Source organism: Alteromonas sp. Mac1 (genome assembly GCF_001562125.1).
Classification (GTDB): Bacteria; Pseudomonadota; Gammaproteobacteria; order Enterobacterales; family Alteromonadaceae; genus Alteromonas; species Alteromonas stellipolaris.
Window position 1 is genome coordinate 3,930,224 of record NZ_CP013932.1, and the last position, 13,846, is coordinate 3,944,069.

Genomic DNA, 13,846 nt, shown 5'->3' on the forward strand with positions numbered 1-13,846 from the left:
ACTTAGTAGGGTACTCAGAGTATTTTTATTTTTCTTGATATGAGTTTGTATTTGAGTAAATCTGTTTTTACTAATACGGATGTCTAAAAAGTAGCGCGTCAGCATTAGTCGCGTTAACTTCAGCTCAAAATATATAAACATCACGCCACTTTGTCAACCACAAACAAGAAAAGATATTACCAATAAGCATTACCAATAAATAATGAGCGCCTATAACGTTAGGTTCATCAACCAGGATAGTTTTGTATAAATACGTATTCTGTGTACGAAATTGCTTTACGGCATGCAAAAATCAGTTTAAAAAGCGCGCTATTGTTTAGTCTATAATTTCGAGTATTCTGCTCGTCATGGTTTTGCGAATTATAATCAAATGATCCTAAATACGTTTTTCGACTTCATACAAGAAAAATGGACCCTGATACAAGCATCGGTGTATACCTCGACGTTTCTCATTCAAGTTTTGCTCATTGCGGTGATATACGCGCTTGCCTTTATTCTAGCAAGGCAAGTTAGAAAGCCTTTTAAGTTTACACGGGAAGCGCCAAAAAGCGGGGCACATACATTACACAACATGCTATTCAAACTTGGCGGTACACTATTCCCCGTCATTACCATCAGCATACTAAAATTGACTACGGTGCTAGGTGAGCAATTTCAGTTCGATGCTTGGGTGCTTGAAGTAGCAGTTGTTGTGGCAGTCATGTTATTTGTTGCTTCCATGATTAGCGGTTTTATAGACAACCCCGTTTTCGCTGGTTTCATGCGATGGATAGGCTTACCTATTTTATTTCTACACCTAGTCGGTGTATTACCGGTTGTTACCGGTGCGTTAGAATCGATGTCGTTATCCATTGGTAATGTCGATATTTCAGCCTATGGAATAACAAGGGTATTCCTCTTCGGCGGCTTGTTGTTTTGGTTAGGCCGAGCATCGAATACCCTCGGAAAAGACATTATTCGCAGCCACACCACGCTAGATGTGTCTACGAAGGAAGTGTTCGCTAAACTCTTTGAAGTTGCCTTATTTTGCATTGTATTCCTGCTACTACTCAACGTAATGGGAATAAACCTAACTGCCCTGGCGGTTTTCGGTGGTGCACTGGGTGTGGGCTTAGGCTTGGGACTGCAATCTATCGCTTCAAACTTTATATCAGGCATTATTATATTGCTTGATAGATCGCTTACGGTAGGTGATTTCGTAGAACTTGAAGATGGCCAAAAAGGTATAGTGCGGGAATTCAAAATGCGCTACGCGGTGCTGGAAACTTTCGACGGTAAAGACATACTCGTACCTAACGAAAAGTTTATTAGCTCATTACTTATAAACTGGACCCACAAAGATCCGAAACAGCGCTACCGCATCGATTTTTCAGTTGCTTATAAAACTGATATTCGAGCAATGGTAGAAATTATAAAAGATGCAGTGGCCCAACATCCTCAAGTTATTAGCGGCGAAGGCATACCCTTTGAAGAACTGCCTGATTGCGAAATTGACAGTTTTGGTGACTCAGGCGTTAATATGTTCGTTGAGTTTTGGATGGATGGCGTTGATGATGGAAAAAACCGCGTTGGCGGCGACCTTTTATTAACCGTGTTCGAAACACTGCGAGAGCACCAGATTGAAATCCCCTTCCCTCAACGTGAAGTGCGTGTGGTCAACGAAAATGGTATTGGTATTCGAAATACCACGCCCTAGTAGCGAGAAAGTAACACATCCCACTGCCATTGGGCATCACGCAGATTTAGCAGGTCGATAAAGTTTTGATAATCGGCCTGCCCCATAGCATGGGCCACCGTTTTTAGTTGAGCCTTGGCTCTTATGGCTTTTACTTGTAGCAACTCTAAGCGTTTGTCGGCATTTTCACCAAAGTTACTGTCTAATATTAGATTGGCTTTTTGATTTGCATCCCAAAAGGTGAGCACGTAACCAATGAGTTTTAGATGTACACCTATCATCTGCTTACTTTCCAGAACGTGGGCTAACGTAGATGTCGCCAGCCTTTTTTTAAAACCACTTTCCGTTTCTGGTTTGGCACTATCTGATAAGTGGTCAAGGGCTTCTTTGTATTCTTCAATGAGCCTAATATGCTGCTCGCCCCCATACTGTTCACTTGAAAGTGAAGCCAAATCTTCGGCTAGTATTTCGAGGTTCACAAGCTGTCGCTGTATAGTTGCCATGATTATTTATTAAATACTTAGGTATGCTAGGTGGTTTTATGGGTTATTAGCTGATGCATCAGTATCAATCACTACCTTCTCATCACGACTTTGCAGATATTTTCTGCCTTCAACATATCGCTTTCACTACCTGACTTCACTGCTCTGACTGTCATGCCTTCATAGTCACTTCTATGCAGTTGCTTCTCTGGCAACGCAAGGAGGTAAATTACAACATTGCTAGCGCGTATTGTTTTTTATCTTAGCTATTCAGTGTATAGAAAGTTTGCGGCAGGTGCAGCGTTAATCTTTGGTATCTTTCTTACTTCTTTCACGTAGTGTTTAATTTCTTAGCAATAAAAAAACGCGGGCATGCCCGCGTTCTTAATAAGTAAGTTAATCTTTAACTTTAGCGCTTCAAAGGACTGCTTAAGTCATGACGTAAATCGAAGCGGTCTAGTGTCATCACTTTTGTCCACGCATCTACAAAATCCTCGACGAATTTAGTTTTTGCATTGTCATAAGCGTAAACTTCTGACACGGCGCGCAATTCACTATTTGAACCAAACACTAAATCAACAGGTGTAGCTGAGTAGAGCACTTTACCGGTTTTACGGTTTATGCCTTCATAAACCGCAGCGTCGTCTGTTTTTCTCCACTTAACATTCATATCAAGCAATGTAGTAAAGAAATCGTTGTTCAGCGTACCCACATTACTTGTGAACACACCATGAGTACTATTGCCATTATTTGCACCTAAGGAACGCATACCACCAATTAACACCGTCATTTCTGGAACGGTTAAGTTCAGTTGGTCGGCTTTATCTACCAACATTTCTGCAGGTGAGCGATAGCTAGTCTCTGCATTGTAGTAGTTTCGAAATGCATCAGCTGTTGGCTCTAACAGTGAGAACGAGTTCACATCAGTTTGCGCTTGCGTAGCGTCACCACGCCCTGGAACAAACGGTACCGAAACTTCAACGCCTGCATCGGCAGCCGCTTTTTCAATAGCGGCTCCACCTGCCAATACAATGAGGTCAGCCAACGAAATTTTAGGGCTTGATGCTTTACCGCCATTAAAGTCTTTTTGTATCTCTTTTAACGTAGATATAACAGCTTTAACGGTTTCAGGTTCATTTACCGACCAATCCATTTGTGGTGCAAGTGCGATACGCGCACCGTTTGCGCCCCCTCGGTAGTCTGATGCTCTAAAGCTTGCTGCAGAGCCCCACGCTGTTTTAACCAACTGTTGTACGCTAAGGCCCGAATCTAAAATAGCCGCTTTTAACTTTTTAGCATCGCCATCACTTACCAACTTGTGATCAGTGTTAGTAACCGGGTCTTGCCATACAAAATTTTCTTCAGGAATATCGTTTCCAAGATAACGAGCTTTAGGGCCCATATCGCGGTGAGTTAACTTGAACCAAGCTTTCGCAAAGGCGGTTTGATATTCTTTTGGATCAGCAAGAAAGCGTTCCGCTATCTTGCGATATTCAGGGTCGTACTTAAGGGCGAGGTCTGCTGTTGTCATCACTGGCGCGTGTCGCTTCCCTTCTACATGAGCGTCTGGCACTGCGGTTTGCGCCGACTCATCAGTAGGTATCCATTGAATAGCGCCTGCAGGGCTACGAGTTTGTTTCCACTCAAAACCTAATAGATTTTGTAGATATAAACTGGTCCATCGCGTTGGAAGCTGCGTCCACGCCCCTTCTAAACCACTCGTAACTGTATCTTCAGAATGCCCCTTGCCGCAGTTGTTTTTCCAACCTAAGCCTTGTTCTTCAAGACCTGCACCACCAGGCTCTGCTTCTAAACAGTCGGCAGGCTTGTGAGCGCCGTGCATCTTACCAAAGGTATGTCCACCTGCGATTAGCGCCACTGTTTCCTCATCGTTCATGGCCATACGATTAAATGCGGTACGAATATTCTTCGCTGATCCCATAGGATCAGGTACACCTTTAGGCCCTTCTGGATTAACGTAAATTAAACCCATGTGAGTCGCGCCTAGTGGGCGTTGAAGCTCACCGCCTTTTTCTTCGCGATCACTCGCCAACATTTCTACTTCTGGCCCCCAATAAACCATATCAGGTTCCCAGTCATCTGTTCGACCACCGGCATAACCATAGGTATCAAAACCCATGTTTTCCATACCTACCGTGCCGGCAAGTATCATGAGATCTCCCCACGATAATGCTTTACCGTACTTTTGCTTTATTGGCCAAAGTAATCGGCGTGCTTTATCTAAGCTTGCATTATCAGGCCAGCTATTAAGCGGGTCGAAGCGCATTTGACCACCGTCGCCCCCGCCTCGACCATCTAACGTACGGTATGTACCTGCACTGTGCCATGAAAGTCGAATAAAGAAAGGGCCATAGTTTCCATAATCTGCTGGCCACCAATCTTGCGAAGTGGTCAGTAATTCATTCACATCAGCTTTAACTTGGTCTAAATCAAGTGAGGAGAATGCTTTTGCATAGTCAAAGTCGTCACCAAGTGGGTTTGAGCGGCTATCGTGGTCTCTAAGTTGAGATAAGTTTAATTGTTCTGGCCACCAAAAATTATTCGTTCTTGCTTGAAAAGGTTGAACCATGCCAGTCCCTTTTGCGCCGGCTGGCTTGCTAATTTCATTGTCAGCAAATGAATGCGAAGTACCTAGCGCCAACGAAATCAGACCTGCTAATGTAGCTTTGCGTACCCTGGTAATTTTCATGTTGTTGTCCCATTTTAGTGTGTTTACCCGCCGCACGTGAATAGGTACGAAAAGTCACCTACCCATAACACTTCGCGGTTAACAATTATTTCACATAACTAAGATAGTTAGAGGTTAGCTTAAAAGACAGTTAATAAATTGAATGAACCCGATAGGAAATACTGATTAAGATATTTTGTGCTTAGACATCGCATCCCCAAAAAGTATTTTGTTCACATTAGTCTTGAAGGAAGATATTGCGTATTTAAGGCGCTATGTACTCTTTTCATACTGTAAGAAAGTTATGCCGTACAACTTTTAATCGGCGGCTAAAACTTGTTCAATACCAATCAAACATTAAGTTAGATCGTGAAACTCTTTCCCACTATTTCCCTCATTTAAGACAATTTTACGCTGGCACGCCGAATGAATAGTCAGTGTTATCAAACGTGAAGCATTTCATCTTCACGTGGATCTTCCTTTACTGGAAGCTAATGGAACGTTGGAAATTAAAACGAGGATGTCATTATGAAAAACACACTTACAGCACTTGCAGGTATTGCAGCACTTACATCATTCGGTAGTTACGCTCAGTCGAATGACTACTCCGTCGACGAAAGTGGCTTTTATGTCGGTGGTAACTACGGATACCTTCGCGTAGAAGGTGAAGACGATTTTGATGACGACAAAGATGTATGGCAGGGATTACTAGGCTATAAATTTAACGAGTGGGTTGCGGTAGAAGGTAGTTTCATCGATTTCGGTGACTATGGCAACGATATCGCTGGCGGGGATACCGATGGGTACACGGCAGCAATTAAGGGTATCCTTCCGGTAACAGACCGTTTCTCTTTGTACGCGAAAGTAGGTCAATTATGGTCAGAAACTGAATACAATTTAGGTGGTATTTCTAGCGACTACGATGACGAAAGTCTTTTCGTTGGCGCAGGTTTAAGCTACGCCATTACTAAAAACTTTTTGGTTAACGCCGAATACACAGTGTACGACGCAGAGCTAGATGCGGACGAAGCAGTAGATGATATCGACGACACTAATTTCGAGACAGACCTGAAGCAGGCAAGCATCGGTGTTGAGTACCGATTCTAAATACCAAAGTTAATTGAGTTATACCTAAATGCGGCGCTGCAAAGCGCCGCATTTTTATTTGCATCCCTTGCTATAAACAGTTACCTCAAAAACAGATAAATGATTATCAAGCTAACCACATGTTTTTGAGATAGCATAAATAATTCATATAACCGAATAACGGCAGAGACTCCATGCTAACACTTGCTCTTATCTACCTTGGTGCTGCGCTAATTGCTGTACCTATTGCTAAACGATTGGGTTTGGGCTCAGTGCTAGGCTATCTCATTGCCGGCATTCTTATAGGACCATTTGTTTTATCGCTAGTAGGCGACCAAACCGAAGTCATGCATTTCGCCGAGTTTGGAGTAGTAATGATGCTGTTTCTTATTGGGCTGGAGTTGCAACCTTCCCGCTTATGGACGTTACGCCATTCCATAGTAGGCCTAGGTGGGCTGCAAGTGCTACTTTCTACTGGGGCTATCTTTGCCATTACCTATTACGGATTAGGGCTTGCTTGGCAAAGCGCATTAGCAATTGGCTTGATGTTAGCCCTCTCATCAACCGCTATTGTTATTCAATCATTGGAAGAGAAAGGCTGGTTAAAATTAGACGCAGGGCAAAATAGTTTCTCGGTACTGTTATTTCAAGATATCGCCGTTATCCCTATTTTGGCACTTATGCCGTTACTCTCATTTCTTCCCGCCAGTGCCGTTGATGGTTCGAGCCACTCTCTAGTATCGGATTGGTCAGCCATGGGTAAAGTGGGTATTTCTATTGCCGTGATTGTTACCATTATCCTAGCGGGCAAATACATTTCCACCCCTATATTCAGGTACATATCCCAAACCCACATGCGAGAAATATTCACGGTTTTCGCGCTATTCTTAGTGATTGCAATAGCACTACTCATGCAGACCGTGGGCCTTTCTCCGGCTCTAGGCACTTTCTTGGCGGGCGTGGTGCTTGCAGAAAGTGAGTTTAGGCATGAACTAGAAGCTGATATTGAACCCTTCAAAGGGCTGCTACTAGGGCTATTTTTCGTTACCGTTGGCGCATCCATTGATTTCGGATTATTAGCTGAGAACAGTTTACTTATTTTGCTGCTGGTTGTTGGCCTTGTCGCTATTAAAGGCTTAGTACTTTATGGCTTAGCCCATCTGTTTTCGATAAATTCTCGTCAACGATTGTTATTCACGTTAGCCCTAGCACAAGGCGGGGAATTTGCCTTCGTGTTGCTTTCGCTATCTCGAGAATTAAGTATTTTAAGTTCTGAGGAAGCTAATATTGTCACCTTAGTAGTGGCGCTTTCCATGGTTATTACCCCATTACTGTTAATGATTTACGACCGCGCACAGAAATTTCAAAAGTCATCAGCACCTGCATTTGATAAACCTGAGGAAATAGAAGCTTCTCGACACGTGATTATTGCGGGCTACGGTAGATTCGGACAAGTTATTGGACGACTGTTGAAAGCCCAAGGTTATGAAGTAAGTGTGCTTGATCATAGCCCTAGTCAAATCGACTTGTTGAGACGATTTGGCAACAAAGTTTTCTACGGCGACGCCGCCAGAAAAGAATTATTAGAAGCAGCAGGGGCGAACACCGCCGATCTGCTTGTTATCGCCATTGATGATCCACACAAAACAATTGAAATTATCGACATTGCCCGTAAGCACTATCCAAACTTGAAGCTAGCGGTTCGTGCTAGAGACCGGCGACATGCTTATGAGCTTATCCGTATGAAGGTCGGCACGTTTAACCGAGAGACTTTCGACTCAGCATTGGTACTTGCGGTTGAATCGTTAAAATTATTAGGGAACGATGATATCGACGCCGAACGTGCAGGAAGATTATTTAGAGAACATGATGTTGAGTCTATGAATTTACTTGCTGAGTTGTGGGGCGACGACCACTCTTATGGCGTAGCAATTAAACAGCGGATGGATGACCTCACCCAAGTATTAGCACAAGATACTGAAGCAAAAGATAAGTTTAATACCTGCGACAGTACCGTTAATCCCAACCAGGCTAAAGAAGAGTAAGGTTAAAAAGGATGAGGCTAAACAAGGGTGATACTGAATAAGGGCAAAACTTCAACGAAAGATTAGCCATAATAAAGTATAGGATTTAATAACTTTATCTAATTTACAATACCAGCCTTAGGATGAGTGCCCTATTGCACTTTTTATACTTTGGTATAATTCTGCCTCGAATCAATCTTAAGGGCTGTGTGTTGTATTTTTTTCTAGCCACCTGCATTCTTGTTTCTATCTCGGTATGTGCGGCACTTTGCGGCTACTTCACGATAAAAACGGTATATCAGAAAAAGACAATATTCCGCTACTGGTCAATTGCCAGTGGCTTGCTTTGCGGTAGCTTAGTTACTCGCCTTTGCGACACCCTATTTGCACTCCCCTCTTCTTTTTTTATTTTAGGGCTGATTGCTCTTTTAGTAGGCTTCTATCAGATATTTTTGGGGTTAGAGTCGCTTCAAAAGCACAAAGACTACAAACTTAACCGCCATGCACTTCCTGTACTCGGGGTGGGTGTAAGTGGAATTTGCGTGTTATGGACAATGCCTGCACTGGCCGAATCTGTGGCCATGTTTTTTTGTGCTGCGCTTGTGCTGTTGAGCGAGGGCGTACTGTATAACGATAATAGAGTAAAAGAGGAAAGGCGCGCCTTACTCCGCCGTTTGCTGCTTATCTCCTCTTTTTCGCTTTTCTTACATGGCACGGTATCGGTGGTAAATTCTATTACCGGCGGTATGGATGATTTATCGTTGCTGTACCAATTCACTTCTATGCAAATGGTGATAAGTGCAGCATTAATTGTTTTATCGTTGATGCGATGCAGCACAGAGCCAGCTTCTCAATCACGTTATGCTCGTTCGCTTAGTCGCTCTGGTGCAGTGGTACTAACCCGTGACGATTTTATTCAACAAGCCATAAAGAAACTTCAACACACTGATAAAGATGAAAACGTGCTCTTGCTAGTTGAAATAGATGGCTATCAGGAAGTTATCGATAACTACGGTGCAAGTGCCGGTGAAAGCGCCAGTTATCAAGTGGGCCAGTCTCTCATTCATTTTACCCGCTCCAATGATATAGCAGGGCAAATAAGTGAGAGTAAATTTGCGATTATGCTAAGCGGTGTCACCATTGATTCGGTTCATGTAGTCGCAGATAGATTAGTGAAACAAGTGTTCTCTAAAAATGTCCAAACACTGGAAAGCGCCCCCATGTTTACTGCCAGTATTGGTATTGCGCCTTCATCTGATATCGTATTTTCGTGGCAACAAGGAGAGCCCTTCGATGTAGCCAGCATTAAACGGCAAGATGGAACCAGTTTGGTTTACATGCTGCCATCGCTTTTAACGGCTACGCTGTAAATTATATGCTTTAACACCCCATCTTTAGCTCATCCGTTCATTACGCCTCAATTACTCTATTTCTGTGAAAAAGTTACACTTTAAAATTTTAGCCAATTGAAAAATTTTCACTGAAAAATCCTTAAAACCAATAATATTAATAAGTTAGCGTTCAAACTTACCACTACAGTGATCCGGAACGTTTCCTGCAACTTCTCACGTATATTTACTTTATTACACGGAAGCGATTTCGGGAGACGACATGGTTGATAACAATAATATATTCAAACCAGGTGAAAACTGTTGGGTTAGCAGCAAAGCTAATTTTGTTGCACCACTGATAGACTGTGGAAACTATTACAAAGCGCTACACAGCGCTATTGTAAAAGCCAAGCACAGTATTTTTATCATTGGGTGGGACATTGATAGTCGCATACGCCTTTTAAGAGGTGATGATGAAGCAAACAGTGAAGCCCCAAGTGTTGTCAGCGATTTACTTGCGTGGAAGGCAGAAAATAACCCCGACTTAAATATTTACCTACTACGCTGGGATTCTTCTCTCGCGTTTTTTTCTAAACGAGAAATGTGGGCAAAAGAAGTGTGGGAAGAGAAGACGCCAGATAACGTGCAAACCGAGCTTGATGACACCATTCCTATGGGCGGCAGTCAGCACCAAAAAATTATCGTTATAGACGATGAACTGGTTTTCTCTGGCGGCATGGATATTTCAACGAACCGTTGGGACACCCGTGACCACCCTGTTGAGTCAGAAGAGCGAGATGGCCCAGACGGTGAGTATGCACCACTACACGATGTGCAAATGGTCTCTTCAGGCCCCGTAGTGGCCGATTTTTCTAAATTAGTGCGCTGGAGATGGCTGAGGGTTGCCGAAAGTGAACCAGTAGAGATTCGCGAGCAAGCGGATACGTCTTTAGATGGCCCTATTCCCGACACGTGGCCGGAGGGTTTCCCGCCTATATTTGAAGAAGTCGATTGTGCGCTAGCCAGAACCATTCCGTTTATGGACGAAGTTGAGCCCGCGCAAGAAGTACGCACTATGCTGCTTGATTTGATTGGTCAAGCCGAGTCGCTTATCTACATCGAGAACCAATTCACTACTCGTCAGGAAATTGCTGAAGCGCTGAACAAACGTATGAAGGCGCGCCCTGATTTACACGTTATCATTGTGAGTTCTTACGAGCCTAAAGGTAAGTTCGAATGTGAAGCCTTCTGGGCAAGCCGTATTGAATTTAAATCTATTCTTGAAAAAGACATCGACCCGAAAAGAGTAAAATTGACTTACTCGTCGTGCGAAGACTTACAAGGCAGGAAAGCCTACAAACGCATTCATTCTAAAGTTATGACCGTTGACGACAAATACTTAGTGATAGGTTCGTCTAACCTAAGTAACCGTTCTATGACGCTTGATACCGAAATTGACGTTGTACTTAGCGGCAATAGCGACTTAAACCGAGCGGCCATTTTGAACGTTCGTAATGACTTGCTTGCTGAGCATACGGGTAGAGACATCTCAGATATGCCTGCATTGTTCGCTGAAGAATATCCTGTTGAAGCATTAATCCATGGGCAAATTGCTCACGGGTATGTATTAACAGAGGTTCGTGATGAAGTATTCACTACGCAGTCAGTGAACAACGTATTTCGTTCTTTGTCAGATCCAGAGGAGCCATTGATTTCTATGCCTTCATTCGATGGCGGGGCACTACCCGCGCGTAACCCAAGACGTCGAACTATCATGATCATGCTGGGGGTGGCCGTTATTGCTCTGCTCGGTGGCCTGATGTTTTGGGCTAGCCAATCCATTTCATGGTTAAGTGGTGAAAGCATTAATGCGTTTCTTGAAAAGAGTCGAGGAACTTATTTTGCGCTGCCTACGGTACTATTAGTTTACGTAGTGGGAGGCATACTCTTCTTCCCGGTTACTGTATTGTCGTTAGCGGTTGCCGCTATTTTTGGACCCATTTGGGGGCCAATATACGGCATCATGGGTGCACTGCTAAGCTCTGCAATTTTATTTGCTATCGGTAAACTTTCTGGTGACGCTGGTCTTCGAAAAGTAGGTGGACCCAAAGTAGAAGCCTTGGATGAGAAGCTTAAACAAAGCGGGATAGTGGGTGTTGCTGCCATCAGAATGCTGCCTATTGCGCCGTTCAGCCTAGTGAACTTAGTCGCCGGTATTTCGTCTATTGGTTTACTACAGTTTCTAATCGGTACCTTCTTTGGCATGTTCCCTCCAATGATTGCGAAAGGACTGGTAGGCGACTCTATCACTCAAATCTTCCGCAACCCGTCGGTTGAAACCATTAGCTATTTAGTGGGTGGTATCGTGCTGTGGGGATTAATGATTTGGGGTTCTCAAAAGTTCGCTCGCTATTATCAGGAAAACCGTCAAAAGCGTGCATCAGATAATGAAGCGTCGGAAAGTAAAGAATGTGCCGCATAATTAGTTACAACATTCACAGTGGGCTGGGCAGAGACAAGTTACAAAACTATCAGCGAATTGGGCAATTCCTAGCTGAATCGGGTGCCGATATTGTACTGTTACAGGAGATGGACACACGTCCTTCAGAGCGTGCAATTGAGCGAGATATTGAAGATATTTGTGCTAAAAATGTCTACAACTTGGTGTCTTCTCCAGCGCTAAACGAGCCAAGCGGATGGTATGGCAATGCCATACTTTCCCGTTTCAAGGTTCTTGAACAAGAAACCTTCGACGTAAGTCAGCATGGGCGACAGCCCAGAAATGTACAAGTAGTGGTATTACAAACTGACAAGGGGCCACTTACCGTAGTTAACACCCACAAAGGGCTGAAACGATTAGAGCGCCGCTCGCAATTTGCCTTATTGCATGATTATCTTGAACAAAGGCTGCAAGCTAATCCAATGCCATTGGTATTGGCCGGAGACTTCAATGAGTGGCAATTCTTTTCTCGGGCTTTCACCTCGTTAAATCAGCTTTTGAATCAAAAAAAGGTAGGACCGACTTTTCCTAGTCAATTTCCTATTTTTTCTTTAGATCGTGTGTGGGTAAGTGATGACATCACTGTTTCACAGTGCAAAAAGCTCACATCTAAAAAGGCAAGGGTCTTTTCTGATCATCTGCCAGTTCAACTAGACATCAAACTTCCAGAAGCTAATACCCCTTTCATTTCTGACTGATCAGTAAATGCCAAGGAACCTCGCCAGTGTTGCAGCGCTTGCTCACTGGCGACAACCTGCTTTATCACTTTAAGCATTTTTAACACGGCCTCATTCAACGGACTCGTTTTGTTTGTGGCAGCCAGCACCAGACGCTGCATTTCTGGCTCAACTATTTTTAAGGTTGAAACCAAGCCCGATTCTTCAAGATGAAAAATGGCCGACGTCGGTAATATCATCACCCCCTCACCTTGCATAACTTGTCGCAAACCTGTCATTAACTGCCCCGAATAGGCTAGATTATGCTGCAAACATACCCCTGTGGCATTTTCATAATGTTCGATGAGTTTACCTAAAGCATCTTTATTTCCAGGCGATAGCAAAGGGAATTGGCTCAATGCCCAAAACGGAATACTTTCTCTGCCCGCTAGGTGGCTGTATTCACTGGACGTTGCTTGATTGGCCATCACTAAATGCAAATTCTCACGAATAAGCGGTGAAACCGTCATAAACCTTGGGTCAACGTCTTGCTCATAGGTTAATGCAATATCGACTTGCCGCCCTTCTAGCCACCCCTTTACTGAATACGAAGGGCCGGTACTTATTTCCAATTTCAGTTTCGGATGGTTTTGTTTTACTTCAGCAATAAGCGGCATGGAAAGTACATTGCCAATAGAAGGAAGCATACCCACTTTTACCGTGCCTGCAGTCTTACCCACTAACTCTCGCAGTTCAGATTTAGCCGTATTGATATCATCCATGAGCCTAGTGGCATGGCCGAGAAACAAGTCGCCTGCTGGTGTTAACGTTACTCCAGAGAAAGTTCGACTTAGCAATTGCGCTCCCATCTCTCTTTCTAGGCTTGCCAATTGCTGACTTATGGCTGGTTGAGCGATATCAAGCTCACGTGCTGCACCTGCAATACTGCCTTTGTGAACTGTGGTCAAAAAATACTGAAGTTGTTTAGAGTTCAATGTCTAGTTTCCCGAATATGACAGTTTTGTAACACATCGTCATAAAGCACAGGTCGCTTTATTGAGATTAAAATCAGCAAGTTACATGCCACAGACCAGTAAAGCCCAACTGACACTTGTTAATATAAAGTTAAGCTTGAAGCGGCGTTTATTTTTTTATCGTCACACTGAAACAATTAAGACCAATTAAATCAGCTAGTTAAATAGAGCCTCAATACTTTTCTTATACCCCTCAATATTCTTTTTTCTTTCGCGATTTTAAAAGAATTTTTAGCCTGAGCACTAATACAGGTAACCACACAAAACATTTATAAGATGCTGGATGCATCAAGGTGGTGCTTGTTATGCCAAACGTGGGCGGCATTAATCCCTGCTCCAAGTGAAGAATAACAACTCATAACGGCTCGT

At 43.5% G+C, this 13,846-nt stretch carries 9 protein-coding genes; 6 read left to right on the plus strand and 3 right to left on the minus strand.

Translation table 11 applies throughout. The annotated features are described in order from the left end of the window. Window positions 1–370 precede the first annotated feature (370 nt). Window positions 371–1,696 (plus strand): mechanosensitive ion channel family protein, encoded by a 1,326-nt coding sequence (locus AV939_RS16665; RefSeq protein WP_057789476.1) that lies wholly within the window; start codon window positions 371–373, stop codon window positions 1,694–1,696. Here AV939_RS16665 and AV939_RS16670 read toward each other — a convergent pair. Together AV939_RS16670 and katG are read right to left on the minus strand one after the other, a co-directional pair. Further along, a complete protein-coding gene (locus AV939_RS16670) occupies window positions 1,693–2,178 on the minus strand; it encodes a hypothetical protein (protein ID WP_057789474.1) in 486 nt (161 codons plus the stop codon). The two genes, AV939_RS16665 and AV939_RS16670, sit on opposite strands and share 4 nt — an antisense overlap. 388 nt (window positions 2,179–2,566) lie before the next feature. Next, window positions 2,567–4,867, minus strand: coding sequence for a catalase/peroxidase HPI (gene katG, locus AV939_RS16675; RefSeq protein ID WP_061093601.1), 2,301 nt, complete (start codon window positions 4,865–4,867; stop codon window positions 2,567–2,569). Window positions 4,868–5,374: 507 nt separating this feature from the next. Between katG and AV939_RS16680 the strand changes: the two genes are divergently transcribed. The 5 genes from AV939_RS16680 (at window position 5,375) to AV939_RS16700 (ending at window position 12,485) form a co-directional block, all read left to right on the plus strand. Beyond that, window positions 5,375–5,953: a porin family protein gene (locus AV939_RS16680; protein ID WP_057789472.1), complete on the plus strand. Its 579-nt coding sequence runs from the start codon at window positions 5,375–5,377 to the stop codon at window positions 5,951–5,953. A gap of 173 nt (window positions 5,954–6,126) precedes the next feature. Beyond that, window positions 6,127–7,977 (plus strand): monovalent cation:proton antiporter-2 (CPA2) family protein, encoded by a 1,851-nt coding sequence (locus AV939_RS16685; RefSeq protein WP_057789470.1) that lies wholly within the window; start codon window positions 6,127–6,129, stop codon window positions 7,975–7,977. Between the two features lie 188 nt (window positions 7,978–8,165). Next, window positions 8,166–9,326, plus strand: a complete 1,161-nt coding sequence (locus tag AV939_RS16690; RefSeq protein ID WP_061093602.1) for a GGDEF domain-containing protein — start codon at window positions 8,166–8,168, stop codon at window positions 9,324–9,326. A 241-nt stretch (window positions 9,327–9,567) separates the two neighbouring features. Continuing rightward, the gene (locus AV939_RS16695; RefSeq protein ID WP_057789466.1) at window positions 9,568–11,769 is read left to right on the plus strand and encodes a VTT domain-containing protein; all 2,202 of its coding nucleotides are present in this window, start codon (window positions 9,568–9,570) and stop codon (window positions 11,767–11,769) included. Then, the gene (locus AV939_RS16700) at window positions 11,757–12,485 is read left to right on the plus strand and encodes an endonuclease/exonuclease/phosphatase family protein (RefSeq protein WP_057789464.1); all 729 of its coding nucleotides are present in this window, start codon (window positions 11,757–11,759) and stop codon (window positions 12,483–12,485) included. The genes AV939_RS16695 and AV939_RS16700 overlap by 13 nt, the downstream gene beginning before the upstream one ends. Here AV939_RS16700 and AV939_RS16705 read toward each other — a convergent pair. Next, window positions 12,434–13,438, minus strand: a complete 1,005-nt coding sequence (locus tag AV939_RS16705; RefSeq protein ID WP_057789462.1) for a LysR family transcriptional regulator — start codon at window positions 13,436–13,438, stop codon at window positions 12,434–12,436. The genes AV939_RS16700 and AV939_RS16705 overlap by 52 nt on opposite strands. Between the last annotated feature and the right edge of the window lie 408 nt (window positions 13,439–13,846).

Bases quoted from the DNA above. Each gene is read 5' to 3' on its own strand.
- AV939_RS16665 (WP_057789476.1), top strand. From the start codon at position 371: ATGATCCTAAATACGTTTTTCGACTTCATACAAGAAAAATGGACCCTG.
- AV939_RS16670 (WP_057789474.1), bottom strand. From the start codon at position 2,178: ATGGCAACTATACAGCGACAGCTTGTGAACCTCGAAATACTAGCCGAA.
- katG (WP_061093601.1), bottom strand. From the start codon at position 4,867: ATGAAAATTACCAGGGTACGCAAAGCTACATTAGCAGGTCTGATTTCG.
- AV939_RS16680 (WP_057789472.1), top strand. From the start codon at position 5,375: ATGAAAAACACACTTACAGCACTTGCAGGTATTGCAGCACTTACATCA.
- AV939_RS16685 (WP_057789470.1), top strand. From the start codon at position 6,127: ATGCTAACACTTGCTCTTATCTACCTTGGTGCTGCGCTAATTGCTGTA.
- AV939_RS16695 (WP_057789466.1), top strand. From the start codon at position 9,568: ATGGTTGATAACAATAATATATTCAAACCAGGTGAAAACTGTTGGGTT.
- AV939_RS16700 (WP_057789464.1), top strand. From the start codon at position 11,757: ATGTGCCGCATAATTAGTTACAACATTCACAGTGGGCTGGGCAGAGAC.